This window comes from Clostridium sp. AF28-12 (assembly GCF_003435225.1).
In the GTDB taxonomy this organism is placed as follows: domain Bacteria; phylum Bacillota; class Clostridia; order Lachnospirales; family Lachnospiraceae; genus Pilosibacter; species Pilosibacter fragilis.
The window spans coordinates 3,927-29,567 of record NZ_QWGJ01000023.1; the positions used below are offsets into that span (position 1 = coordinate 3,927).

Consider the following 25,641-nt stretch of genomic DNA (forward strand, 5'->3'; position numbering starts at 1 on the left):
TTCCGGCTAACAAACTATATGGCATTTTTTGAACAGGCAATTACCGTTCTTCAGACTCTCGTTATCGCTCTGGGCGCTGGTCTTGGTATCTGGGGTGTCATCAAAAAGAACTTAATGTTATAGAAATCACAAAGTAATTTTTGACTATCTTTTCAAAAGTTCTTATATGCCGGTATAGCCTATTGTTACAGGCTTTTCCGGCATTTTTTGTTATGGAAGATATTCTCAAATCTTCTTATATCCCCGTATGTTTTGGTGTTCAAAAGTAGTATGTGGAGTAGTAAATTCTCCGTTTACTACTTATGCAATCAGCCGCTTCATTTCTGTTATCGACGTTTCGGAAGTCGTATGCGCGTAATAGTTCAGCGTCATATTGATGTTGGAATGTCCCATGATGTACTGCAATGCCTTTGGGTTCATTCCTGCATTTGCTAACGTGGTGCAGAATGTGTGGCGTAAGGTGTGCGGTGTCATTACCTTTGGCAATGCTACCTTTTGCGTTTTTGTGTATTTCCTTACAAGCCCCCGGAACATACTTTCATAGTTGACTGCCACTTTTGGCAAGCCGTTCCGGTTAAGAAACAGAAACTTTGTGTAGCCCTCTAAAATAACAGGCTGTGCATATTTTCGTTTGTTCAGCACCCGTTGAAATGCTTCCAACACTTTTTCACTCATAGGAATAACCCGATTGCCGCTTTTCGTCTTAGGCGTTTCCACATAGTAACCCACGTCTGCAATCTTCAAAAGTTGGTGGTCTACATTGATAAGCTGTTTGTCTAAGTCAATGTCAGCTTCCGTCAGTCCGCAGAGTTCCGAAATGCGAAGCCCTGTCCCTAACAGTATGATAATCTCGTCGTAGTATTTCTGATAGACTTTATCATGCTGCACAAAGGACAGAAAAGCCGCTTCCTGCGTAGGGGATAGAGGTTCCTTTGGTTCCGTATCATCTTCAAGGACTGTGTTCAACTGGAAGTCAAATGGATTTTTACGAATACAATCGTCCTGTATGGCTGTGTAAAAAGCAGCCTTTAAGGAACGCTTGTGGTTGTTGATAGTCTTGAAGCCGTAACCTTTTTCTTTCATGCGTAATGCCCATTCCTTTGCGTCGGAGAGCTTCACATTTTCAATCCGGCAGGCTCCAAGTTTATCCTCCTGCAAAATCCGCATGAGCTGTTTTCGCCCCTGCTTTGTACCATGCCGCACATTTGCCCGGTGGCGTATCTGCTTTGCGTAGAGTTGGCAGACCGTCATTTTCTTTCCGATATGGTCGATACCGTCGTCAAGGTCTTTTTGGATTTCTTTCTCTTTTTCCCTCAACGCTATATCGTCGCGTTTTCCTGCCGGGGTTTTGTCCGTAGGTACTAACTTCCAAGAATACACAAACTGCGGTTTTCCAAAGGTATCTATATATTTGTAGGCATATCTCCCGTCTTTTCTCTGGCTCTCTCCGGTGCGGAGAATACGATTTTTATTATCCCGTCTTTTTTCCGACATCGTTATGCTCCTTTCCATAATGGAAAGAGCCTTGATATGCTTGACTACATTGTACCACATTCAAGGCTCGATTTCACTATCAGATTGCGTCCACCGTATCAATCATTTTTTCAAACTGCTTACGCTTAATCTGAATACGGTTTCCGTTCATCATTACCCAGTCCGGGACGGGATTTTCTTCTGCCAGTTTCCGCAGCTTGCTTTCTCCGATACGGAAATATTTTGCGGCTTCTTCTATGGTAAGAGTGTACTTTTCCCAAATCGGCACGTCGTTATTGTTCAATTTGTCGTCCCCCTTTCTAAATGGGTCAAAAGTCAATTTGTAACATAGGCTTTAATCGGACGGCTATTAGCGTAACCTCATGGGACTTGCACCCCTCCGGCGGTCTGCCGAAGCCCTACCCATTGCCTGCGACGCTTCTAACGCTCGGACTATGGCTGTAAGGAAGTATCATTATGTATTCTGTGCGTTATCGCCCGCAAGTTGCTACACTTGCTTTGCAGCGGTGGTGTTGTTCGCTCGCTTTTCCCGTAGGAGAAAGGTCATGGCGCACCCGCCGTATGGCTCGGCACAAAAGGAACGTATCCGATTTGCCTTATGCTGCGTCGCCGTTCTATTGCGCCGCTTTCTTTGTCAAGGTTCAAAATGGCTGTGTTGCAGCATTAGCAGCGGAACGGAAAAGGGGGAGTAAAGACGTTCCACCGCCGATTGCGGTTATTTCTCTGTTCTAAAATTGAGGACAGCCATCATCAGTTTGGCTTGCAGCCGTTCCCGAATGTCGTTGTCTATACCAAAATAAACATTTCCACGCTCGTCATATAACTTTCGCATGGATAAACGGGCTATATAACCGCTGAAATGCTGCAAGACCATTTTCATAGCGTCCGGGTCGCCCTTTGTCGCTGCCACAATGACAGGATAAGGAACAAGGGCATTTTCCGGGTAGCCAGGTTGATTACCATTCGTCCCATTCATCAGCATTTTCCTCCAAATATTTTCTTAATTGTTCAAAAGAGCTTGTCCGCCTGTACTGTATTGTGCTTCTCGGTGTATTGAGCAACTCTGCAATTTCTGTATCGCTCATTCCCTCGAAATAATACAGCAATATGGCTTTGCGCTTTTCTTCCGGCAAAGTACGGATTGCTTCAAGAAGCAGCTTCGGCGTGATTTTCTTTCCGGCTTTTTCAAAGACGGTTTCAGCAGTTTCCCGTTTGAAATATTCATCAAAGGTATGTAGCTGTCGCGCTTCATCTAAGGTCATGTCGGAAAAGGTTACTTCCTTTGCCTTATGTGTACGAAGCTCTCTATGAGCGTCGCACGCTTCATTGTGCAATACCGCATTGCAATACTTCTGAAAAGAACATTGCTTATAAAACTCCCTGCTATTAGGTTCCACATTCTCACCTCCTTTCTCGTTGAAAGTTGGTGGTGCTTCCCCCTTTTCGCGGGGTAATACGGAGCTTTGAAAAAATGCCAAATATTTTCGGAAATTTTTTCAAAAATTTTTTTAAGCATACAAAATGCGCCCGTCCGCAAAAAAACGCGGACAGGCGCATAGGAATAATAAAAAGTATTTAGATGATTTAATAGTTCATATCTAAGGGTAGGAATATCCCCGGTGGCGGTCGGGCTTTTTTTGATAAATCAAAGAATGTAAGAATTTGTTGATGTGGTTTATAACTCATGGCGGCTACCTCCTAAAGCCGCCATGTCTACATGGTTAAGGGTCGTCGTACAGACAAAAAGAAACGGCGGCTCTGAAAATCAAAGCCGCCGAAATAGAATAGGCGCGTGAAAATATGGCTGCTCTGCGACGGCTTTTTTTCTTTGCCGTCGTCCGGCAGATGTTGGTTGTATCATTACTTATTTTTGATTGTTTTTTTAGATATTAAAATCAAGACAGAAAACAATCCACAAAAGAACAAACTCATAAGGCTAATAATGATTTCTCCAAAGGTGGCAGAATAATAGCCGGAAATATTGAATGTAGCAGTAATAGGATAGCAAGCCGAAAGAACATCGGATATACTTGTGAATAATCCTGCAAAAGAATAAATTACTGTAAAAATCAAAGCAAGCCAATAGCCTTTCTTTATTCTTGATACAACCGCAATAACAGGTGCAATAGCAAAGAAAATCCCAATGCCGTCAAGTAAATAGATTTTGAAAAAACTTAAAATCATTTTGATAGACAAGCCCCTAAAATGCAAAATAACTTCAACTAAAAATGTAATGCCGAAAAGCAGCAAATAAAAGAGTACGCTAAATGCAAAAGTAATAAGTAATTTTGCAATCGTCATTTTAGCTTCACTTATTGGAATTAAGCGTAATGATTTAATAGTATCTTCTTGTTCCTCACGACAAATCATATAGCTCCCCAAAAGTGCAATAACCGCAGGAAGAACAAAAAAAGTTGCTAAAGACTGTGCTGCGTTCATAAACCACCCTGCGTCATCTATATAGCGTTTTTCCCCAAAAGAAAACTGCCCTTGAGTAAAAACAATAATTGCAACCATAATAACTGCGAATATGGCGACCAACACAATTTTTGAACGTCGGAGTTTTTGATGTTCTGCCCAAATCAATTCTTTCATCATTCAATCACTCACTTTCTATGCTTTAAGGAAATGTACGCAAATACGATAGAAACAATAGTCCATATACCGATACAAAAAAGTGCAGCCGGAATATTGACTTCCTGTGCCAAAATAACACCGGGAATATCTCGCATGATAATTGCTGTTGCACTGGATAGAGGGTGTAGGTACATATTAACCATAAGCAAAATAAAGCTAAGAAAGGTGTAAACCAGTGTCACACATACAGGGAGTATATAGTTCTTCCCGGCAGCTGCAACCGCTAAAAGTGGTAATATGGAAAATGCGGTAAGTATGGCGATTTCAATACATTTCTTAAATAGATAACTGATACTATTCCATTCAAAGGTTATATAACCGGGAAGCATACCGAAAAATACAGACGCTATGGCTGTAAGCAACATAAAACAAACGGAATAAGACAGTACAACAATAAATTTGCTAAAAAAATATCCTGTCTTGCTAATCGGTATAATCCACAACTGTTTGAGCATATCGTTTTGATTTTCGTCATACATGAGCATAGTAGAAACCAAACCCAATACAACAGGAAGTATAATCCAAGCTGTATAGCTGAATGTAGTCCACTTATAAAATTGTAATGGTTCAATAACTGTTTTATCAGCACTTCTGAAATAAAAAACTGCAAGAAGTGGCATGAAAAGAGCGGATAACAGCATTAACACAATAAATTTTTTTCGACGCAGTTTAAGAAACTCTGCCTGTATCAGCCTAAGCAATTCCTTCTCCTCCTGTGATTTTTTTGAAATAGTCCTCTAATGTATCATTGCATAGCTGAGAACTGATAACAGCTATATCCTGTACCACAAGAGCTTTATTGACAGCAGCCATATCCAACGAAGTGTCATAAATCCGCAGGGTGTGTTCGTCCTGTACGGAATATTCGGTAACCCCAAACTGCCTTTCCAAAACAAGAGAAGTTTTCGGTATATCAGAAACTTGCAGAAGTATATACTTACTGTTTTTCTTTTGTAGCTCATTCATGCTGTTTTCTTCCAGTAGTACACCATGGTCAATAATGCCGATGTCATCAGCCAGTAGTGCAATTTCGGACAGAATATGACTGGAAATGAGAATTGTTTTTCCGCGCTCGATACTTAAAGTCTTAATAAAGTCCCTTACTTCTGCAATGCCTATCGGGTCAAGACCGTTTGTGGGTTCATCTAAGATTAGCAGTTCAGGGTCATGTAAAATAGCATTTGCTATTCCAAGACGCTGCTTCATTCCAAGAGAATACTTGCTAAACAATTTTTTGTCCCGATAAGGCAGACCGACAATCTCCAAGGCGTTTTTTACTGCATTTGGCGCAGCAGTACCGCGCAGTTTTGCAAATATCTCCAAGTTTTCCGTACCTGTTAAATTCGGATAAAAGCCGGGTGTTTCAATAATAGCACCAATCCGGGGATATACTCTTTTTTCCCTCCCTTTGATATTTTGACCGAATACGTCTACTTCGCCGGAAGTAATATCGGTCAACCCCAAAATCATTTTCATAATTGTGGTTTTACCCGCCCCATTACGCCCCAACAGCCCATATATCTGTCCTTGTTTCACATGAATATTAACAGAATTGACTACCGTTTGCTCTCCATAAGTTTTTGTCAGTTGTTTTGTTTCAATTACATATTTATTCATCATATATCCTCACTTTCAATAGGTCTGTTTCCGCAATGCAAGTACGGAAACAATGGCTGAAATACTTCCAATTACCAAAAGAGAAATTAAACAGATATTCGGAGATATAGTTATTTCTATTCCTCCCGCCCATTTCTTAACCATTTCTGCTGCGTCAGATGAAATATAGGGATAAATTCCCATAACACTCGCCAGTGGGTGCAGTCCCATAATCCCCGACGGAATAAGCACGACAGGCACAAGATAAAGTAATGCAGCCCCAATCGGTAGAACATATCCCTTTGCCAATGTTGCTAAAAAAATAACGGGGAGCATTGCAAGTGGAACTAACACGCCACCGGCTAAAAATAATAATCCCGCCTGTAAAATTGTTTCCGTATTCAAATCTGTAAAGCCGCCTGCAAGAAAGCCGCCAAGAATACAGATTGCAAAAGTAAGCAGACATAGTGCTAATGACATAAAAATTACCACTGCTATCTTTGAAAAATAAAGTTGCGTTTTGGAAATCGGAATAATCAGAAGTCCTTTTAAGGTATCATTTTTCTGTTCATCAAAGAACAATGTGGTTGCAAACATACTCAACACAATAGGCAGAAACAAACTTGTAAGGTTCTTAAATGCCAATGTGTATAAATCACTAAAACTATTCATTAGTGAGCTACTTCTTGATATACTGAAAGCACGTTCAACTGCGAATATTCCTAAAATTGCAGTTAGAATAAAGATACCTAAGACTGTCTTATTGCGTTTCCATTTCAGCATTTCAGTAGAAATGATAGTCATTGTCTTTTCCTCCTTTCTACCTCCCATTATATAGTATCAACCTTGCCATAACCTTGCCGAAACCTTGCTTTTTTCTTGTTTTATAGCAGGAAAGCCCCGCATTATTTACAGGGCTTTGGGAAGCAATATAGTAAATACAGTCCCTTTATCAGAGCTGTTTTCAGCGGTAATGGTTCCTTTGTGAACACTGATAAGCTCTTTAGCAATCGCCAGTCCTAAACCATTTCCCTTTGCAGACCGCGACTGGTCGCACTGGTACATTCTTTCAAAAATATGTGGCAGCTTATCGGGAGCTATTCCTTTTCCATTATCTGAAATTATAATTTTAGCTTGTTGTATATCTTCACAAATATGCAGTGCCATTTTATCTCCCGCACTATGGATAATAATATTTTGAAAAAGATTGTTAAGTACGCGGGTATATGCGTTTACATCTATGTGAATAAAATACTCTGTTTCGGGTATGACAAACTCATATTCAAAATGATTGCTTTCTAAGACGGGAATCCAATCCGCTATAATGTTGCGGGATAACTCGTTAAGGTCAAATTTTTCAAAATGAAAAATCTGCTCTCCGGAATCCAGTTTTACCCATTCAAACAAATTTTCCACAAAGGATTTCATATAGTGGGCTTTTTCATGTGCGACATGGATATATTCGTCCTTTTCCTCTCCAATAACAATTTTGTTTTCAACCGCTTCCAGATAACCTACAAGAGAAGCAAGCGGGGTCTTTACATCATGTGAAAGACTTGTCATCAGCCGTTTATATGCCTGTTCAGATTGTCTTTGCCGTATAAGCTGCGCCTGACTGTTTACTGCTATTTTGTTAATGTCATAGCAAATTGTTTTTGTCATATCGTTTTCGCCTGCTAAAATACGTCGGTTCAAATTCCCGCCCTTTATATCATCTAAGGCGTCTTTTATCAGCGCAAGCTGTGTCCGCACACGCCGTAAGACAAAAAGGAGATACATAATAATAAGCAGCATAAGGGCTATCACTATGAAAAGATAAACATTTATATCCATGTTACGCCTCCTTGTTAAAACGGTAGCCGACACCCCGGACAGTTAAAATGTAAAAGGGGTGGTCGGGGTCTGGCTCAATCTTTTTCCTTAATTTGCTAATAAAAGACATAATATTGCTATCATCAAAAGCGTATTCTTCCTCCCATACCTGTGAATAAATTTGTTTTTTGGTAAATACTCGTCCTTTGTTGGAAGCAAGAAAGAGAAGTAAATCAAATTCTTTTCCTGTAAGCAAAACGGGAATATCTTTGACCGTAACTGTACGATTTAATTTGTCAATTACCATATCTTTCAACGATATGCTGTCTATGTCTGCCGTAAAGGGGTTTAAGGTGGTATATCGCCGGATAAGGGAATTGACACGCGCCAAAAGCTCGTTAATACCAAATGGCTTTGTCAAGTAGTCGTCTGCTCCCAGTCGCAGACCGAAAACCTTATCTTCTTCGCTGCTTTTTGCAGTAAGCATAAGCACCGGGATATTGCTTGTATCTCTAATTTTTTGGAGAATCTGAAACCCGTCTATATCCGGCAGCATTACGTCCAAAATAATAAGGGAATAGCTATCTTTATTTTCATCAATTAGACGAACCCCCTCAATACCGTTATATACAGTTACGGCTGATAATTTTTCCTGCTCTATGCACTTTTTCATAAGAGCGCAAAGCTCTTTATCATCATCTATAATCAAAACTTTATTCATGGTGCAGCTCCTTTCCTCGTTTTGTTCTCCCGTCAATCGGTTTTTCAGCGTCCTTTGGTATCAGCCACATATATCCAAGTTTTGAAACACCCGGTATGCGGTTTTCTCTGCAAAGTACCTGTACCCGCCTTTCAGAAATTCCCCATTTCTTCGCTGCTTCGGGGCAAGACATATATTCCATAACACCCAAGTCCTTTCTACAAATCATATCAGTATAATTATAGTCGGACATACGAATAATAGCAAGTATATAAATATGAATTATTATGGCTAATTAGTGGAACTGTATAGACATATCCAAGAAGAAAGGGGAACAGTAAAATGTAACTGGGTGAATAAATATGGCAAAAAGACCAGTAGAAAAATATGACTTCAAAGCCTTTGGAGAAGCGATAAAAGCTGCGCGGACAGGACGCAAGGAAAGCCGCAAACAGGTAAGTGATGAAATGTATATTTCCCCTCGCTACCTTGCGAATATTGAGAATAAAGGACAGCACCCCAGTCTGCAAATCTTTTTTGAGCTTATGCTCCGTTACAATATATCCGTAGACCAGTTTCTTTTAGATACGCCCGTCGGAAAAGATACAAAGCGGCGGCAGCTCGACGCTCTGCTTGATGATATGAGCGATAACGGCATACGGATTGTAACAGCAACCGCAAAGGAAATTTCAGAAGTCGAAAAAGAGGACAAATAGAAACGTCCGGCAAAATTGAATATGGATTTTCGGAAGCGTTGTAATCTTTTTTGAGATTGCAGCGTTTTTCTTTTGCATAAGTTCGGCAAAATGGTTTTTTCTCCGTAGAGGGAAATAAGGACATAAAAGATAAAAAACTTTCTTAGCAAGCATAGGAAAAGAGTACCCTTTTCCGTATTTTCGCCCTCCCGCCCTGCGGTGCGTCGGTTAAAAATTGCTTGTTGGGAAGTGTCCCAAACCCTCGGAATGGAAAGGAACGATTGCATGAACGGACGCAAAAGAAAAGTACAAATCAAATTCTATGTAACAGAGGAAGAACGGGCATTGATTGAACAGAAAATGAAGCTCGTCCCTACCCAAAATATGGCGGCGTATCTTCGCAAGATTGCCATTGACGGGTATATCATTCAGACAGACCATAGCGACATAAAAGCCATGACAGCGGAGATACAGAAAATCGGGGTCAACGTCAATCAGATTGCAAAGCGTGTCAATGCGACAGGCAGCGTCTACCAAGAGGACATAGAGGAAATAAAGGGGGTGCTTGCGGAGATATGGCGGTTACAAAGATTAAGCCTATTAAAAGCACGTTGAGCAAAGCCCTTGATTATATCCAAAACCCGGATAAGACAGACGGGAAAACGCTTGTGTCCTCCTTTGGGTGCAGCTATGAAACGGCAGATATTGAGTTTGAATATACTTTGTCGCAGGCTCGGCAGAAAGGGAACAACTTAGCCTTTCATCTGATACAATCGTTTGAACCGGGAGAGGTGGACTGTGAGAAAGCCCACACAATCGGAAAACAGCTTGCCGACGCGGTAACAAAGGGACAGCATGAATACGTCTTGACTACCCACGTAGACAAAGGGCATATCCATAACCATATCATTTTTTGTGCGGTCAACTTTGTTGACTACCATAAGTACAATTCCAATAAGCGCAGTTACTACGGCATACGGAACATAAGTGATAAGCTGTGCAGGGAAAACGGGCTGTCCGTTGTCATTCCGGGTAAAGGCAGTAAGGGAAAAAGCTATGCAGAATATCAAGCGGAAAAGACGGGAACAAGTTGGAAAGGCAAGCTAAAAATTGCCGTTGATACACTTATCCCCCAAGTAGCAAGTTTTGAAGAATTATTGCAGCGGTTACAGGCGGCGGGCTATGAGATAAAGCCGGGAAAATATATCTCCTGCCGCGCTCCCGGACAGGAACGCTTTACCCGCATAAAAACCCTCGGTGCAGATTATACAGAGGAAGCAATCAAAGAACGGATTGCAGGCAAGCACACAAAGGCAGCGAAAGCTCCCAAAGAGCAGCGCGGCGTATCGCTGCTTATCGACATTGAAAGTAGTATCAAGGCACAAGAGAGCCGGGGCTATGAACAGTGGGCGAAAATCCATAATCTGAAACTGGCTGCAAAAACTATGAATTTCTTGACAGAACACAAGATTGAGCAGTACGCGGATTTAGTCAGCCGGATTGAAGAAATAAATGCGGAAAATGAAAAGACAGCAGACGCATTAAAGAGCGTGGAGAAACGTCTTGCAGACATGGCGGTGCTGATGAAGCACGTTACCACCTACCAAAAAACAAAAACCGTCTATGAAGCATACCGCAGGGCAAAGGATAAGGACACATACCGGGCAAAGCAGGAAAGCAGTCTGATACTCCATGAAGCGGCGGCAAAGGCATTGAAAGCGGCGGGCGTTACCAAGCTCCCCAATCTTGCCGCCATGCAGGAAGAATACGGGAAGCTCCAAGCGCAGAAAGAAGCCCTTTACACTGATTATGGCAAGCTGAAAAAACAGGTCAAGGAATACGACGTTATCAAACAGAACATAGACAGTATTTTAAGACTGGAAAAAGAACCGGAACGGGGCAGGGAAACCGAACGCTTACAGTAGAAATATCTATAAAAGCGTGGTAGGATAAAGGTATTCCAATATAGACAGGAGCGTGAAAACATGGCAGACCAAACGATACCCGATTATGAAACCATAAGCGCCGCCGTTACCGGAGAAACATGGGCGGTGGAAAAGGTGCTTATGTGCTACAAGGACGAAATCGACAGGCAGGCAACTGTAAAGAAACGTCAGCCGGACGGAACATTCAAACTGGAAATTGATGAAGATATGCGCCAGTATATCACAATGAAGCTGATAGAAGCCCTCCCCCAGTTTCCCCTTGAAGAAATGGAAAGAGAGGAAAAAAGAAATCGGGACAAAAAATCATAAAAAGGTAGACGGGAAGCTGCTGCGGACAGATAAGCAGTTCCGGCATTTGAAGCAACGGCAGAAAGAAACTATCAGTACATGGCTTTATGAGGAATACCGCCGTCTTTGGATAGAAAAGGGACAGGAGCCGCATAAGTACAACAACCGGGAAATCGTTGCCGCTGTTATGGAACGGATAGAAGCTGCGGGGATATGGCTGCCGGAACAGGAAGTAACAAAATATTTTTACCGCAGGAAAACCCATTACCGGAACCGGATAGAAAAAGAATTACAGCCGAAGCCGGAAATGCAGGATAAAGACAGTCAGACACAAAAAGAACAGGGCGCAGGAAGCCAGTAATGACCTCCCGCACCCTGTTCTTTTATAGGTACTGATTTTAAAATGTTACGCAGTAGAACCCCCATTTTAAGGGAAAAGGTATTCTGTATCGCCTATGCCAGTTTCACGTCATTTATGCCCTGTAAATCAAGGCTTTTTTTGCCCTTATCGCGTAACCGCCGCACGCCGTTTCCTCATGCGCTCGGCTGCCTGTCTGCGGGTAATCCGCTTCCGGCAGTCCGGGCAGTATTTGACGCTGTTCGATTTTGATACAAAGAACGTGCCGCACTCGGTACAACGCTTTTTGTCCTCTGTCTTGAAAAGCTCTGCATACAGTAGCTTATCAAGAGGAAGTACGGCAATTTGAAACCACTTGCATAAAAGCGAACAGGAAATGAGCTGCGGGCAGACACATTCCTCCCCGTCGTCCAGTAAGATACAGTGTCCGCGCTCGCAGTTGCAGCACTCCTTTTTTACAAGGCTGTTGACTTTTCGGCTCTGTGGCGGCGTAAGCCGCTTACCCCCGGTCATACTTCATCAGCGGCGAAAATGGCAAGCTCCGCATACTCGTTTTCTGTTAGCGGGGAAATTTTCTGTAAGGTGCGTTCTGCAAAGGGGCGCATATCCTCGTCCATGAACGGCAGCGCAGCCGTCATATTTTCCATAAGCTGTGCTTTGCTTCCCTCATGGTAAATACTCAACAGGTTCATTTCTTCAACGGTCAGTCTAATCATGCTCATACCTCCAATTCGTGATGTTTTGATTTTGCTGTCTTTTTCGGGACTTTTGGGGATTTTTCTGTTTGTAACTGCGCCCGGACAGAGGGAGGGGACTGTTTCATCTCTTTATTCCTCTCGCTTTTATCTATCAGCGCATAAACTCCATGCCTGCCCTCCAACGTAGATAAGGAAAGGCTTTTGTAAGGGAGCATGGAAAGCAGCCGTTCCATATCCTTATCCGTTGCCAGTGGAACAAAGTAGGGAGAAAGTTCTACCGCACAATGGGTCTTTTCGGGGCTGTCCGGTTCTCCAAGCCCTTTTACATTTTCCACAATCCGGCGGGCTTCTGTTTCAATCTGTCTATCATGCAGGGCGGCGATATGTAACTGAAAATCCCTCTGCGTATGCGGTGTTCGTTTTTTCTGCTGTTCCCTCAAAAGGCTTTTTAAGGCTTCCGGGTCGTTTGGCTGTGCTTCAAAACGTATAAACTTTCCAAGTTGCGGGTCAGTGTCCCCGTCAAAATATTGTCCGGCAGGCTTTGTCAGCTCCCCATGCTCATAAATCAGCGTGTAGTTGTCGGCAGGGATTGATTTTTCGATTACTTCCCGGAAATGCTGCAAATAATCCAGTTCATAAAGATTGCCCTTGATTTTTTCCTGCTCTGTGCCTGTCAGTTCCACCGCATAGGCAAGGATAGTATCGCGGGTCTGTTCCCCGTAAAACCGCCATGTATTATGCTGCCTTGTGTCCTTTAGAAAAACGTCCCGTTCCCGGAAGCAGCACGTCCCGGACGGGCGGGAAAACCACAAAAGCCGTTTGTCCTCCGGGATAAGGCTTACCGCCGCTTTCCGCAAAATCTGTTTGTCTATGTCAAAATCGCTCTGATAAAAAGCGGTGTTCTGTTTCATTATGGCTTCAAGGGAAGCAATAACGTCCACATTTTCAAATTTTTGTAACTTCATAGGTCAGCTCCTTTCCAAATCCTGTGTTTTCTGTCTTGCCTGTTTCTTCGGTGCCTGTTCTTTCGCTGCTTTAAGCTGCGCCCGGATAGAGGACTTTTTCTCCGGCTCTGCCTGTTTCTTTTCTGCTTTGAGGGCTTCGGCGTATTCTGCAAGGGAAATCTGTCCTCCGGCTTTTGCTTTTTCTTCCAGTTCCGTAGCGGTCGGGGTGTTGTTTATCTGCCCGTCAATCATGTTGTAATTCTGCTCGGTGGTCTGTTCGGCAGCTTTCAGATAATTTTCCGGCTGCAAAAACTCCGGCACGTCCTTATAACCGAAGCTGTCTACATAGTGGGCGGTGTCCTGTCCGTTCTGATGAAGTACCACCACGTCGGAAACGGAAAGGCTGTGTCCCTTAAAATCTTTCGGGTGGTCGATATTAAAGCGGGTGTAAATATCTTCAAGGGAAGTCCCCGGCGTAAGAGGTGCGGAATAGACAAGTGTATAGTTTTTCGCGTCTACCCGGTGTCCGGCGGCAATCAGACGGTCGTAAGGCTCAAAACGCAAGTCCCTTGTTTCGTCCCCGCCTTTTATCTGATAAATGGAAAAGGTGTCTTTATCCTGTGGGGCTTCCTGCTCCGGCTGCCCTTGTGCGAATTGTTCCTGTGCAGCTACCTTTTGCGCCCGGATATGCGCCCGCTGTAACTCGGTAGGCTTTTCCCCGGTAAGAGGTGCAATCGCCTTGACATAATCAGCCGCATAATAGGCGTTACTGGTAAGCTGCCGCTGCCATGCCCCGGCTTTTGGCGACCAACGGAAGCCGTTGCTTTTTAAGGCTTCCCGCGTAGCTTCGTCCGGCTTATCCTCAAAGAAGATTTGCAGACGGTTCGCTTCGGTGTTTGCTTCCACCTTGCCGCCGTCGAATTCCCAACCCACAAAACCGATTTCTTTTTGCTGTGAAAGGGATTTGATACGGTCTTTCACGCGCCGGATTTCCGCGCTGTTGTTGGATAACGCCCAAGTCGCAAAGGGCTTGTCCCCCAAATGCCAACTGCTCGCCATGTCCGCTTTTAATTTTTCAAGCTGTTCCGGCAACAAATGCGGGCAGCCGTCAAGGGTCTTGTGCTTACGGTAATAGGCGTTTACGGCTTTCATGGTTTCCTGTGATTTTTCAAGGCTTTCCAGTTTCTTTTCTAACTTCTGTACTGCCTGCGGGTCGTCTGCACTGATACCGCCCATGCCGGTACTGCGGATTTTATCAAGAAGTCCTTGTATGTCCTGCCATTCCCGGTAATTGCTGTCGCGGGCTGCGTTCTGCTTTTCTTTCTTCCTTGTGGGGAAGTTAGAGCCGCCCGCAATGAGGATAGAGGGAACACGCGCGTCAATCTCATAGCCTTTGTTCATGTTCGCCGCCAGTTTCCGGGCGTAGGTGTCAAGCAGGCTGTCGATTTTCTCATGGTACATCGGGTCTACCCGCTGTTTCTGCCTTTCTGCAAGCTGTACGGCTTCATCTACATAGTGCCTGTATTCAGCCGTCGCGCTGCCTTGCTTATAATCGGAAAAACTGTTTGCGTCCTTTGCACGTTTGGCGGCAGCTTCGTTGATTGTGTAATAAGGTGCGGCGGGTGCAGCTTGTTCCGGCTGTGGTGCTTCGCTGCTTGCGCCTGTATCAGCTTCCGGCTCGGTCTGTGCTTCTTTTTCCTGTACCGGGGCTGTTTCTTCGGGAAGCTCCGGCGCGGCTGCTTCTGCTTCGGGCTGTATGGTAGCTTCCTGTGGGGTCTGTGCCTGTTCGGTGGTCTGTTCCTTATCCTGTGCCTTTTGGATTTCTGCAAAATGTCCGTCTATGGTATCAATCAGACTTGCGGCGGTGCTGCGGATTGTTTCAAGAGAGCCTTTCAGTTCTGCAAGTTCTTTTCCGCTGCTCCACCCGGCGATATATCCAAAGGAATAGTCCGACGTATCAAGCCCGTAGTGTTGGCAAACGGCATAGGCGACGCTTTCTGCCTGTACCTCGCGGGTGCGACGGTCGGGACGTTCCGGCGCGTCTTTGTCTATGTCATGGAGTGTCGCATGGGCAATTTCATGGATAGCGGTCTTGATATTCTGCAATTCGTCCATGCCCTCGTTGATGAGAATACACTTTTCCTCATAATTGCAGCGTCCTTTTATACTGCCGCTTAGTGCTTCAAATCCCATAGCAAAGGGGGAAGTTTTTTCAAGGGCAGCGAAAAAATCCTGATACTGTTCCACGTCGCCCGTAAGCTCCTTTATCCCAAGGTCGGGCAACTCCTTACCCTCGGTCTGCGACACGTCAAAAACAGATACCACACGAAAGGCGGGGATTTGGATTTCCTTTTCCTCGGTAACGGCTTTCCCGTTCTTATCGAAAACAGGCTTTTGCGTGTCCGGGTCGATTTTTTCCACCTGTTTCTTAACGGTAAAGGGCGCGGGCGCAATTATCTTGATAGCTTTTTCCCCCGGCTTTACATGGCGGTCAAATTCCTTTTCCCATTGTTTATAGCCTTTTACAAGGTTGCCGCCCTGCATGGCGATAAGGATTGTATTGTTTAGGCTGTAATCATGGAATTTAGACATAGTACGCAGATAGTCGGCGTAACGGTCGCTTTCATAAATCCCCAAAATGCCCTGTTCCAGTCGGTCGGTAATCTCTTTCATTTTGTTGGCGGGCTTTTCGGAAGATAGGATAATCGGGAGAACCGGGGGCTGCTCTGTGGCAGTGGTCGGTATGGCTGCGGCAGCGTCAAGGTCTGCCTGTTCCTTTTCCTGTACTGGCGGCTGCGGTGTTACCCGATATTCCTCCGGCACGTCCCGTCCGTCATACCACTGTGTAAAAGTGTTGCGGTTGTTGTAGATATATCCCTGCTCGGTAAATCTGCCCCCGTCATTGATAGCAGCGTCCCGCCCGTATTCCTCATAGAGAAAATAGTTTTTTGCTTCTTCCGGCAGCTCCAACTCGTCCAGTTCTTCAATCAGATAATGCCCGTAATCTTCCTCGGTTTTTACGGACGGATAAATCCAGTAACAGTCAAGATTTTGTGCAAGGTTTATAATGTCCTGCAAGTCCCTTGTATGGTCGCCGTATGTGATAGCCGCAGCAAATTTTTCCCGGTCGTCGTCAAACTGCATTTTCAAAAGCTCGCCCAAATAGTTCAGTTCGTCAAGGCTTTCAAGCTCGGTCAATTTCCCTGCCAGTCCCGGAATAGAGGACTGATATTCTGTGATGTGCAGCTCCCCGTAGTTTTTGCCGTCTATCCCGATACGGTCAAAGACTTCTTTCAAATGTTCAGCAGTCGTGGGGAATGATACCCATTCGCCCGCAGGTCTGCCCTCGGTGTACTTTCCAAGATTAGAAAGATACCCGCTTAAAATCGTTTCTTCCATGCGCTCACTCCTTTCTTTCTCAATCATGCGGTGCATAAGCTCGTAGTCCTCCATGCTCATGCTCCCGTCAAATAGATAGGGGTCGGGTTCTTCGCCGCCCCGGTAGGCTTTTTCAGAAAAAGGCAGCCCCGCAGCGTGGGCGGCGGCTCTTGCTTCCTCGATAAGCTCCGGCGGCAGCCTGTCGTCGTGGGCTTCGATAAATTCCCCGATATTGCTATATCCGTTTTCGTAGTGGCGGCGCACCCCGGCGGTCAGTTCGTCAAGGTTCCTGTCCTCGCCAAGATAGCCGGAATAATAGCCGTTTACCACAACGGCGGCAGGGTCAGCCTGTTTGATTTCTTCCATGCGGCTTCTGTCCTCCGGGTAGAGAATATCGCCCATTTCAAGGTGGAAATATTCCGCGTTCCAAGAACGTCCCGTTTTCCAAAACGCCACCCAAGCGATACCGTCCCTTAATTCTTCTTGATAGTCTTTTACGGTGTCCCGTAAATTTGCCATGTGTAACCTCCTTTCCCAAAGGCAGCGCGGACGCTGCGCTTTCCAGTTTCATCATTCAGTACCCCGCGCCCGCGTTTTTGCCAAAGAGTTTAGATATTTTTTCAAGATTTCAGAGGGTTTGGGAAACTTCCCAACAAGCAAAAATCCCCGCCGTTCTCGGTAGAGAAAGCAGGGATTTTACGGAAAAGGGTACTCTTTTCCTATGCTTGCTATTCAGTTATTTTTTCTTCGGAAGCTCCACCCGGTAGTTGACATATTTCCCGCCCGTATCAGCCAATACGATAGTTCCGTCGTAGGTCTTGCCAGTCTTTGGGGAATAGAGCTTTTTCACATTTACCTTGCCGGATTGTAAGAGCGCGGCGGCAATCTTCGGGGTAAAGGTTACTTTTCGTTCTTCAAAGAAACGGTCATTTTTCCACATGGTAAAGATACATTCCTTATTGCTGCAATAGTAATTCTTCTTGCCCTCATAGACAGGAGAACCGCAGCGGGGGCAGCTTCCCAACGCTTCCCGTTCCGGCTTGAACATCTGCGCTTTATCATCAGAAAGAAACGGGTACGTCTTTACCAGTTCCCGCGCCATATTCTCAATACCCTCCATAAATGCGGCGGGGTCTGCCTTGCCTTTTGCAATCTGTGTCAGATTGTTTTCCCATTCTGCGGTAAGCTGCGGGCTTGTCAAGGTGTCCGGCAGGACGCACACAAGGTTGATACCGTCCTTTGTGGGAAGTAGCTGCTTGCCTTTTCGCTCCACAAAACCGCCCTTTACCAGTTTTTCAATGACGGCGGCGCGGGTGGCGGGAGTTCCAAGCCCTTTGCGTTCTGCGTCCGGGTCGGTGTCCTCGCTTCCGGCGTGCTCCATAGCAGAGAGCAGCGACGCTTCGTTGTGAGGTTTTGGCGGTGTTGTGTCATGTTCCGTTACCGTTGCCGCCGGATTTTCAAAGGTCTGTCCCTCGGTAAATGGCGGCAGGGTCTTTTCTGTGTCGCTGTCTGCGTCGTCCGTTTCGGGCTTGTTCTTTAAGGCTGCCCGGTAACGGCGGTCAATCTCTTTCCAACCGTCGTACAGCACTGTTTTTCCCTTTGCGGTAAAGGACTGTCCGGCACATTCAAATGTAGCCGTAACCGCTTCAAAGGTATGTACTGCGGCGGTCGCCATGAGCAGACGCGCCCCGGCAAGGGTAAGGATATTCCTTTCGCTTTCCGGCAGCGTGGCAAGGTCGGTCTTTGCAAGCTCCATAGTCGGGATAATGGCATGGTGGTCTGATACCTTTTTACTGTTCAGCACTTTTGCAAGCTCCGGCGCAAAGTCCATGCCCGCCATAAAAGAAAATTTCCCACAAAGCAGCTTGATAATGCCCGCCGCTGTGTCGCCCATGTCGTCGGTCAGAAATGCGCTGTCGGTTCTCGGATAAGTAAGCAAACGCTTTTCATACAGGGCTTGTGCAAGGTCAAGGGTCTGCTTTGCGGTATATCCGAACAGGCGGTTTGCTTCCCTCTGCAAAGAAGTAAGGTCAAAGAGCTTCGGCGGGGCTGCGGTCTTTTTCTCTTTCACAAGGGAAGTACAGACTGCTTTTGACGCTTCACAAGCAGCTTTCAGCCTGTCAGCTTCGGAACGGTCAGACAGTTTTTCGCTTGCAGCTTCCGCGCCGGATAAGGACAGGCGCACATGATAGTATTTTTCTTTCTTGAACGTGGTAATCGCCGCGTCCCGGTCAACAAGCATTTTTAAGGTCGGGGTCTGTACGCGTCCCACATTCAAGGTATGGTTGTAAAGGACAGAAAAAAGACGGGTGGCGTTGATACCGATTAGCCAGTCAGCCTTTGCCCTGCATAATGCGGAAGCAAAGAGCGCGTCGTATGCTTCGCCGTTCTTCAGATGAGAAAAGCCCTCTTTGATAGCAGCTTCTTCCATTGAGGAAATCCACAAGCGGCGCGTGGGCTTCCTGCACCCGGCAACTTCGTAGACAAAACGGAAAATGAGTTCTCCCTCGCGCCCCGCGTCGCAGGCATTGACGACTTCGGAAACGTCTGCCCGGTGCATAAGTTCCTTTAAGGTCTTGAATTGCTTTTCCTTGTCAGAAGCAACGGTGTACTTCCATTCCTGCGGCAAAATCGGTAAGCTGTCATAGCTCCACTTTTTATACTGCTCCCCGTAGGCGGCAGCTTCGGAAAGCCCTACCAAATGTCCCACGCACCAAGAAACGATATAGCCGCTTCCTATGAGAAATCCGTCTTTCTTTTCCTTTGCCCCAAGTACGGCAGCGATTGTCTGTGCCACACTGGGCTTTTCTGCGATAACTAAAATCAATGATAATTCCTCCTTTTATCGTTCGGTCTGTCGTTTGTTTTCCAGTTTTCTCATACAGTACCCCACACAAGGGGACTGCCCCTTGTAAGGGCAGCCCGCGCAGCGTGGGGAAGAAATCTCCGGCGGGGATTTTTCCCGTTTGCCATAGTCCGGCTTCTGTATCATCATCTTTTCAAAGGGATTGTCGGTAAACAGGGTCATACTTCCTCGTCCTCCGTTTCTTCCTCTTTGGAAACTTCCCCGGTATCTGCTTCCGGCTCGTCCTCGTCGTAATCCTCAAAGTCAAAATCTTCAAGGTCGGTGCTTCCTTTCACGTTATGCTTCGGTTTTACAAACTTAAAGTAGTAGAACGCCGCGCCGCCACCAAGCAGCACAAAGAGGACTAAGGCAAGCACCGCGCCGGGATTGCCGTCTTTTTCTTTGGGTTCTTCCGGCTGCTCGGTGGGTGTTGGCGTGGGTTCCTTGCCTGTGCAGCCTGTCAGAGTAGTTGCACATACCGGGCAGGACGTATTTACCTTTCCGACTTCGCATTTTTCCGTACAGTTGCAGACTTCCGGCTTTTTCGTGGCTTCCCCGGTTTCGGTCAGTGCCATAAGGTCGGCTTCGTCCACTTGATTAAGGAAATGTACGGTCTGTTCCCCCTCGGTTGCCCGGTCAATGAGGATATAAAAGTAGTTGCCGCCTTTGGTGGTAACAGTGATAAGCTGCTTATTGCCGCCGAAATCGTCCACCAGTGTTGCGTTGCCCTTTGGGGTAAGGGGCGGCGTTTCCGGTTCTTCCACCACTACATTGCTGTCGTTGGTCGCGTCCTCTGTGGGTGGCTCTGCGGCTGTTCCCTGTGCATAGGCAGGGACAGAAAAACCGCCCATAAGGATAAGGGCGGCACAAAGGGCAGTCATGGTCTGTTTGAGTTTATTTTTCATCTGCATTGTCCTCCTGTTCTTCGTAGTCTGCCGCTTCGGTAGCGGGTGCGGCGTTCATGCCGGGAATACCGCCGCCGGACAGCATAGCATTTAATTCCTGCGGGGTAAGTCGCATAGCGCGTACAAGCTGCACGATTTCAAGGTTTTCCGCTTCGGTTTTCTGCGCTTCCAGTCCTTTTAACTTGTTCTGATACTCTGTGATTTTCTCGCGGGTCTTTGCGATTTCCTTATTGATACGGTCGATTTTGTTGTTTGCCATAAAATAAATTCTCCTTTCTTTTCGGGGCTGCTTACCAGTTCATCAGCCCGTAGCCTTTGATACATTGATAGTTGAGGTCATAGCTTTTAATCTTGCAGGCGTCGCCGGAATTGCCCTCAACGGTATAGACGTGGCTTCCGTCCCTGCCAAGCACAAGCCCCACATGGTCGGCAACGCCGTCTAAATCCCAGTCGAAAAAGATAGCGTCGCCCGGTGCGATATTCTCATAGCCGCGTGCGCCCCATTGTCCCCTTGACTGGAACCAAGGAACGCCCTGCCATTCGCAGCCCGCAAAGCGGGGTTCGCTTTTTCCGGCTTGATTGTAGCACCATGACACAAAGCAGGCGCACCATTCCACGCGGCTGTTAAATCCGTACCAAGACCAGTAAGGGTAGCCGCCCACGTTTCCGACCTGCTGTTTTGCAAGCTCCATAAGCTCCGGGTTTCCGGGACGTGTGCCGTTTACAAACTCCACGCCGCTTAAATCCTCGGACGGGCTTCCGTCGGGAGAGCCGCCGCCAAAAATCAACGGTTTGTTGCCCTGTGTCTGTAAGTACACCTTGAACATTTCAAACTGCTGTGGGTTCAGCAGTTCTTCCGCAAGGGAAGCAATCGGCTTGTTTGTCAGTTTCACATTTAAGATACGGTATTCGTATTCTTCCTCGTTGCCCTCCTCGTCGGTGGTGGTGCGTATCTCGATTTCTTCCGTCAGCGTCAAGGTGTACTGTAAGCCGAACAGCCGTTTTAGCTCTGCCTGTGCGCTCTGCGGGGTGTAACTCTGCAAAAGGGCAGTCAAGTACGACGCTAATTCGTGGGGGTTATGCCCGATAGTATCAAGGTCATAGCGGTATTCATCATAGCCGCTGTGGGTGCTTTCGATATTGTCAATTTCCTGTTGCAGCTCATTTTCCATTGCAGCATAGCTCTGTTCCGTTGCCACAAGGTCGCTGTCCTCGGACGTGTAGGAAGTCCCTAACACGCTGTTCATGCTGCCGGAAAACATTGCCCCACAAGAGGAAAGCCCTACGGATACCATGATGAACAGAAGCAGCGCGGCGATAGCGATTATCACGCCTGCCGGGTGTCGTCCTGCAAAGGCAGCCGCTTTCTTTGCTGCTGTTTGGGACGCTCCGGCGGCAGCTTTGGCGGTGGCTGCGCCGCTTTTCTTTACGGTTTTTGCATACTGGCGTTTGATTTTCTGTTTCTGCATGAACCGGGAAAAGGGATTGCTTGTAAGCTGCGGGTTCTCCTGCAAGGCTTTGTGATACTGAAAATTGACGTTTGCCTTAAACGCTGCCTGTTCTGCCTTTGCCGCTTCCCGGTAGGGTTTCAGCTTATGGCTGCGGTAGCCCTGTTTTAATTTTCTTGTCCCGTACCTTGCGCCGCGCTCGGCAAGTTTCTCCGATTTGTGCGCGCCCTCCACACCGGAATTATCTTTCTCGACGCTATGGATTTTGTTGTGAACAAAAATACCCGCTTCCTGCGCGGGGTGGGATAACGGGTTACTGTGGGCTTTGCCGCCGGGTATCGGCTTTTCCTGTTCTTCAAAGCGTAAACGGGTCTTTGCCTTTCCGGTGGTTTCCTCAAAGGTGCGCTCTTTTACAAGTTTCTTCTGCTTCGGGAGAGCTGCCTTTGCTGCGTCCAGTTTGTCGGCTGCTTTTTCCGATTTTTTGATGTAGGGTTGCAGTTTTGGCGTTTCCCGTTCCTCGTCGGTAAACTGCAAGCGTGAAGTGGAAGTACGCAAAACAGCCGCTTCCTGTGCTTTCTTGACTGCCTTTTTGCTTGCCTTTCGGGTATGGGCTGCGTCAAGGTGTTCCATGACACGCTCTGCGGTAGCGGTGTCCGGCTGTGAAAAGTCGCTGTCTGCTTCCCGGCTGCTGATACGCTCGGCAGTCTGCTGTGTTTCATTGATTTCCACCGCACCGTCGCGGGTCATTTTCTGCGTGATTTTATCGCGTGGTTTTAACTGTTTCATAGGCTGCTCACTTCCTCCGGCTTCGTCGTCATAATGCGGTAAAGCTCGGTATCTTTCGGGAAATGGTCTACAAAGGGAAGCACCACATTCCCATAAAAGATAAGTCCCTCGCCTGCTTCGGTGTGGGTTACATACTTCATCTGCTGTGGGCTGATATTTAACTGCTTTGCAAGGATAGCCCGGTCGCCCTGTGCCTGATTGAGCATGAGGACAAAATCAGAGTTTTCAAAGATATTTTCCACCTCGCGGGAAGCAAGCAAGTCCTTAATGTTCTGCGTGATAGCTGTGGGTATGCCTCCCCATTTTCTAAAACGCTTCCAAATCTCCACACTGTAAGCGGCGGTCTGTTCCTCTTTTAAGAGCAAGTGAAATTCGTCCATATAGTAGCGGGTAGATTTCTTTTCTGCCCGGTTAATGGTAACGCGGTTCCATATCTGGTCTTGCACAATGAGCATACCTAACTTTTTGAGCTGCTTCCCAAGCTGCTTAATGTCAAAGCAGACAAGGCGGTTAGAAAGCTCCACATTCGTTCTGTGGTTGAATACGTTAAGACTGCCGGAAACATACAGCTCCAATGCCGCTGCAATGCGGGCAGCTTCCGGCTCCGGCTGTTTTAACAGCTCGTCGTAAAGGTCGCCCAAGATAGGCATTTTTGCCGGGTCGGGGTCAGCAAGGTAGTCCCGGTACACATTCCTTACGGCGCGGTCGATGACGGTCTTATCAACGGGCTGCAAGCCCTCCTTGCCGCCAATGACAAGCTCGCAGAGGGACAGGATAAAATCACTTTTCAGTGCAAGGGGGCTGTCGTCCTCGCTGTAATTAAGGTTCATATCCATAGGGTTCACATACTGGGGCTTGCCGTCCATGCCTTTCCCGGTCGGGGATAAGCGTATCACTTGCCCGCCAAGCCGCTTGACAAGGGCAAAATACTCGGCTTCCGGGTCGCAGATAAAAATATCATCGTCAGTAATGAGAAAGGCGTTTGTGATTTCCCGCTTTGCCGCAAAGGATTTTCCGCTGCCCGGTGTTCCCAAGATAAGCCCATTCGGGTTTTTAAGCTGCTTGCGGTCGCAGAGTATCATGTTGTTGCTTAAAGCGTTCAGCCCATAATACAGGGCAGACCCGGTCTGAAATAGCTCCTGCGTGATGAACGGGATAAAAATAGCGGTGCTTGATGTGGTAAGTCCCCGTTGTATCGGGATAAGGTTCTCCCCCAAAGGGATAGAGGACATCAGCCCCGCTTCCTGCTGATAGTCAAGACGGGTCAGGGCGCAGTTGTATTTCTGTGCAATGCCCGCCGCCGCGAAAATGTCATTTTCCAGTTTCCGCTTCGTGTCTGCCATGTTTACCACAAGGAACGTGAGAAGAAACATTCGCTCGTTGCGGCTCTGTAAATCCTGCAACAGGTTCTTTGCTTCATTTCCAAAGGTGGCAAGGTCGGACGGAATTATATCCATATCGTAACCGCTTCTAACCGCTTTTTTCTGTTCCTCAATCTTCATCTTGTCAAGGTCAGTGATTTTGCGCTTAATGGTCTTGATTGCTTCCGACTGGTCGATACTTTTAATGTGGAGATTGACAATAACGCCTGTTTCCAAGTCCAACATATCCGCTAAGATACGGTCGTTAAGCTCCGGCGCAAGGATTTCAAGGAAGCTCGCCGCGCCGATTTTCTTCCCCATGCGGAAATATCTGCCCTCGCCAAAACGGAAAGAGGACGGGGCGATAAAATCCTTTGTAGACAGCCCCGACGGGGTAAGCCAGTCAAAGGAAAAGGAGAACGGCTCGCCCTCCGGGTGGAATACCCCATGCAGCACCTTTAAGCGTTCATAGCCGGATAAGGGGCGGGCGGTTACGCCAAGCACCTTGAAATTGTTAAACACGTCGGTTTCGATACGGGAAAGTCTTGATTTTGCAGCCGCCTTGTTATCGGCTTCAACGGTAAAGGTAATGTATTTGTGCTTCACAAGCCCGTTGTTGCCTTTACTAAGCTGATTTTTCAGCATATCCGAATACTCGGTGCGGATAGAGTTAAAAGCGTCCTCCTGTGCCGGGATAGTGATAGCTTTTTCTGCCTGTTCCCGCTGCGTCCCTTGATTGATGAAAGAAAGCTGCACGCTCACGCTCGCGTCAAAGTAGTTGAGGAAATCGCACCAGTTTTCAAAAATGGCGGTCTTATCGTCTGCCTGTGCAAGCTGATAATTGATGTCCTCGAACACGACGCACTTTGAATATCTCTTTTCCGTAACCTTGCAGATACCGTCCGGGTACATGGCAAGGTAAGGAATGGTCTGCTGTGCGGTGCGGGCTTTGCCGTCCCCCTTTGCCTTTCGGATAGCTTCGGCAATCTGTTTCTTTTCGGCGCGGGTCAGCTTACGCCTGTTTCCTGCGGCTTCCCGCGTCTTTTTTGTTTGTCCTTTTGACAATCGCTGATACCTCCTTTTCAAGTTTTCGCTGCTTTTCCAAGACAGCGTATAGGTTTTCGGTTCTGTAAGGTCGCTCCTTTGGGCGGGTAAACTTTGTCTGAACGACATTTCTTACCACCACTTCAAGGGGCTGCCCATGTTTTTCATACATGGCAAGCAGGAAACAGGGGAGCATGACGACAATCATCGCCATAGCCGCAAGGTTTGTCCCTGCGCTGCCTTTGAGCAAAAAAAACAGCGGCAGTCCGATTAAGAGAGCCGCCGCAAAACAAACGATTTGCCGCTTTGTCAGATTGAAAGCGACTTTTGTTTTGACTTTGGAAAGGTCTTTGGGTACAGGTACATACGCCAAGAAAATACCTCCTTTCTGCCCTTAGTGGGCGTTGAATATGGATTTTGCCAGTGTGCCGGATTTGAACAGGGAAAAACAGAGGATAACCGTATAGGCGGCAAGGGAAAATACCGCGCTGTGCAGATTGTCTGCGATTATCATATCGTTTACCAGTACGGCGTAAATACCGACACATATCATAATGAGGAAGCCTTGAAAACCAAGAGCGAACAGCCCTTTTAGGTAGTTGTTTCCAATCTGTCCCCATTCTCTGTTGGTCATGGTCGCAAATGGAATAGGCGATACCGAACAGTAAAGTAGGGTAAGAACCCGACGCCTTACCATATCACTATG

Annotated in this window: 27 protein-coding genes and 2 pseudogenes; 6 read left to right on the forward strand and 23 right to left on the reverse strand. The window is 46.6% G+C overall.

What is annotated here, in order from left to right; all coding sequences use genetic code 11:
- Window positions 1-18: 18 nt before the first annotated feature.
- Window positions 19-117: pseudogene (locus DWY93_RS14880) on the forward strand (Maff2 family protein); the annotation flags it as partial.
- Between the two features lie 183 nt (window positions 118-300).
- Here the strand turns inward: DWY93_RS14880 and DWY93_RS14885 are convergent.
- The 11 genes from DWY93_RS14885 to DWY93_RS14940 form a co-directional block, all read right to left on the reverse strand.
- Entirely contained in the window at window positions 301-1,494 is a 1,194-nt protein-coding gene (locus DWY93_RS14885; protein WP_022398882.1) for a site-specific integrase, read from the reverse strand.
- A 79-nt stretch (window positions 1,495-1,573) separates the two neighbouring features.
- Window positions 1,574-1,777 carry an excisionase gene (locus DWY93_RS14890; protein WP_009905235.1) on the reverse strand — a complete coding sequence of 68 codons (204 nt, stop codon included), beginning with the start codon at window positions 1,775-1,777 and terminating at the stop codon, window positions 1,574-1,576.
- A 432-nt stretch (window positions 1,778-2,209) separates the two neighbouring features.
- A complete protein-coding gene (locus DWY93_RS14900; RefSeq protein ID WP_005933821.1) occupies window positions 2,210-2,470 on the reverse strand; it encodes a helix-turn-helix domain-containing protein in 261 nt (86 codons plus the stop codon).
- The gene (locus tag DWY93_RS14905; RefSeq protein WP_021421424.1) at window positions 2,451-2,891 is read right to left on the reverse strand and encodes a sigma-70 family RNA polymerase sigma factor; all 441 of its coding nucleotides are present in this window, start codon (window positions 2,889-2,891) and stop codon (window positions 2,451-2,453) included. Before DWY93_RS14905 ends, DWY93_RS14900 begins: the two co-directional genes overlap by 20 nt.
- 463 nt (window positions 2,892-3,354) lie before the next feature.
- Window positions 3,355-4,092, reverse strand: a complete 738-nt coding sequence (locus tag DWY93_RS14910; RefSeq protein WP_005933814.1) for an ABC transporter permease — start codon at window positions 4,090-4,092, stop codon at window positions 3,355-3,357.
- Between the two features lie 8 nt (window positions 4,093-4,100).
- Window positions 4,101-4,832, reverse strand: coding sequence for an ABC transporter permease (locus DWY93_RS14915; protein ID WP_021421426.1), 732 nt, complete (start codon window positions 4,830-4,832; stop codon window positions 4,101-4,103).
- Window positions 4,825-5,748, reverse strand: coding sequence for an ABC transporter ATP-binding protein (locus DWY93_RS14920; protein ID WP_021421427.1), 924 nt, complete (start codon window positions 5,746-5,748; stop codon window positions 4,825-4,827). Before DWY93_RS14920 ends, DWY93_RS14915 begins: the two co-directional genes overlap by 8 nt.
- A 15-nt stretch (window positions 5,749-5,763) precedes the next feature.
- Window positions 5,764-6,531 carry an ABC transporter permease gene (locus tag DWY93_RS14925; protein WP_021421428.1) on the reverse strand — a complete coding sequence of 256 codons (768 nt, stop codon included), beginning with the start codon at window positions 6,529-6,531 and terminating at the stop codon, window positions 5,764-5,766.
- Between the two features lie 105 nt (window positions 6,532-6,636).
- Entirely contained in the window at window positions 6,637-7,560 is a 924-nt protein-coding gene (locus tag DWY93_RS14930) for a HAMP domain-containing sensor histidine kinase (protein ID WP_025578755.1), read from the reverse strand.
- A 1-nt stretch (window position 7,561) separates the two neighbouring features.
- A complete protein-coding gene (locus DWY93_RS14935) occupies window positions 7,562-8,260 on the reverse strand; it encodes a response regulator transcription factor (RefSeq protein WP_005933804.1) in 699 nt (232 codons plus the stop codon).
- Window positions 8,253-8,441 carry a helix-turn-helix domain-containing protein gene (locus DWY93_RS14940; RefSeq protein WP_025578756.1) on the reverse strand — a complete coding sequence of 63 codons (189 nt, stop codon included), beginning with the start codon at window positions 8,439-8,441 and terminating at the stop codon, window positions 8,253-8,255. Before DWY93_RS14940 ends, DWY93_RS14935 begins: the two co-directional genes overlap by 8 nt.
- Window positions 8,442-8,601: 160 nt before the next feature.
- Here DWY93_RS14940 and DWY93_RS14945 point away from each other — a divergent pair, with 160 nt between their 5' ends.
- From DWY93_RS14945 to DWY93_RS14965, 5 genes are all read left to right on the forward strand, one after another.
- On the forward strand, window positions 8,602-8,955 hold the full coding sequence (locus DWY93_RS14945; RefSeq protein ID WP_005933802.1) for a helix-turn-helix domain-containing protein: 354 nt from the start codon (window positions 8,602-8,604) through the stop codon (window positions 8,953-8,955).
- A gap of 264 nt (window positions 8,956-9,219) precedes the next feature.
- Window positions 9,220-9,549 (forward strand): plasmid mobilization relaxosome protein MobC, encoded by a 330-nt coding sequence (mobC, locus tag DWY93_RS14950; RefSeq protein WP_015529200.1) that lies wholly within the window; start codon window positions 9,220-9,222, stop codon window positions 9,547-9,549.
- Complete coding sequence (locus tag DWY93_RS14955; RefSeq protein ID WP_117472554.1) at window positions 9,510-10,859, forward strand: relaxase/mobilization nuclease domain-containing protein; 1,350 nt, start codon at window positions 9,510-9,512, stop codon at window positions 10,857-10,859. Before mobC ends, DWY93_RS14955 begins: the two co-directional genes overlap by 40 nt.
- A 60-nt stretch (window positions 10,860-10,919) precedes the next feature.
- The gene (locus tag DWY93_RS14960) at window positions 10,920-11,189 is read left to right on the forward strand and encodes a helix-turn-helix domain-containing protein (protein ID WP_015529202.1); all 270 of its coding nucleotides are present in this window, start codon (window positions 10,920-10,922) and stop codon (window positions 11,187-11,189) included.
- A gap of 46 nt (window positions 11,190-11,235) precedes the next feature.
- A complete protein-coding gene (locus DWY93_RS14965; protein WP_025579757.1) occupies window positions 11,236-11,529 on the forward strand; it encodes a hypothetical protein in 294 nt (97 codons plus the stop codon).
- Window positions 11,530-11,673: 144 nt separating this feature from the next.
- Here the strand turns inward: DWY93_RS14965 and DWY93_RS14970 are convergent, their stop codons facing one another.
- From DWY93_RS14970 to DWY93_RS15025, 12 genes and pseudogenes are all read right to left on the reverse strand, one after another.
- Window positions 11,674-12,039, reverse strand: coding sequence for a cysteine-rich VLP domain-containing protein (locus DWY93_RS14970; protein WP_005933796.1), 366 nt, complete (start codon window positions 12,037-12,039; stop codon window positions 11,674-11,676).
- Entirely contained in the window at window positions 12,036-12,242 is a 207-nt protein-coding gene (locus DWY93_RS14975) for a transposon-transfer assisting family protein (RefSeq protein ID WP_015529203.1), read from the reverse strand. The genes DWY93_RS14970 and DWY93_RS14975 overlap by 4 nt, the downstream gene beginning before the upstream one ends.
- A 2-nt stretch (window positions 12,243-12,244) precedes the next feature.
- Entirely contained in the window at window positions 12,245-13,189 is a 945-nt protein-coding gene (locus tag DWY93_RS14980; RefSeq protein WP_025579754.1) for a hypothetical protein, read from the reverse strand.
- A gap of 3 nt (window positions 13,190-13,192) precedes the next feature.
- Window positions 13,193-17,065 carry an antirestriction protein ArdA gene (locus DWY93_RS14985; RefSeq protein ID WP_015529205.1) on the reverse strand — a complete coding sequence of 1,291 codons (3,873 nt, stop codon included), beginning with the start codon at window positions 17,063-17,065 and terminating at the stop codon, window positions 13,193-13,195.
- Between the two features lie 217 nt (window positions 17,066-17,282).
- The gene (locus DWY93_RS14990) at window positions 17,283-19,373 is read right to left on the reverse strand and encodes a DNA topoisomerase 3 (RefSeq protein ID WP_117472556.1); all 2,091 of its coding nucleotides are present in this window, start codon (window positions 19,371-19,373) and stop codon (window positions 17,283-17,285) included.
- A 15-nt stretch (window positions 19,374-19,388) separates the two neighbouring features.
- Entirely contained in the window at window positions 19,389-19,574 is a 186-nt protein-coding gene (locus tag DWY93_RS14995; RefSeq protein WP_117472559.1) for a hypothetical protein, read from the reverse strand.
- Window positions 19,571-20,296: a DUF4366 domain-containing protein gene (locus DWY93_RS15000; protein ID WP_173681265.1), complete on the reverse strand. Its 726-nt coding sequence runs from the start codon at window positions 20,294-20,296 to the stop codon at window positions 19,571-19,573. The genes DWY93_RS14995 and DWY93_RS15000 overlap by 4 nt, the downstream gene beginning before the upstream one ends.
- Complete coding sequence (locus tag DWY93_RS15005) at window positions 20,286-20,555, reverse strand: DUF4315 family protein (protein ID WP_005933780.1); 270 nt, start codon at window positions 20,553-20,555, stop codon at window positions 20,286-20,288. The genes DWY93_RS15000 and DWY93_RS15005 overlap by 11 nt, the downstream gene beginning before the upstream one ends.
- Window positions 20,556-20,586: 31 nt before the next feature.
- Window positions 20,587-22,491 carry a CHAP domain-containing protein gene (locus DWY93_RS15010; protein WP_117472569.1) on the reverse strand — a complete coding sequence of 635 codons (1,905 nt, stop codon included), beginning with the start codon at window positions 22,489-22,491 and terminating at the stop codon, window positions 20,587-20,589.
- 35 nt (window positions 22,492-22,526) lie between these two features.
- Window positions 22,527-24,956, reverse strand: a complete 2,430-nt coding sequence (locus DWY93_RS15015) for a VirB4-like conjugal transfer ATPase, CD1110 family (protein ID WP_117472563.1) — start codon at window positions 24,954-24,956, stop codon at window positions 22,527-22,529.
- The gene (locus tag DWY93_RS15020; RefSeq protein WP_003529188.1) at window positions 24,904-25,308 is read right to left on the reverse strand and encodes a PrgI family protein; all 405 of its coding nucleotides are present in this window, start codon (window positions 25,306-25,308) and stop codon (window positions 24,904-24,906) included. The genes DWY93_RS15015 and DWY93_RS15020 overlap by 53 nt, the downstream gene beginning before the upstream one ends.
- A 21-nt stretch (window positions 25,309-25,329) precedes the next feature.
- A pseudogene (locus tag DWY93_RS15025) lies at window positions 25,330-25,641 on the reverse strand (hypothetical protein); the annotation flags it as partial.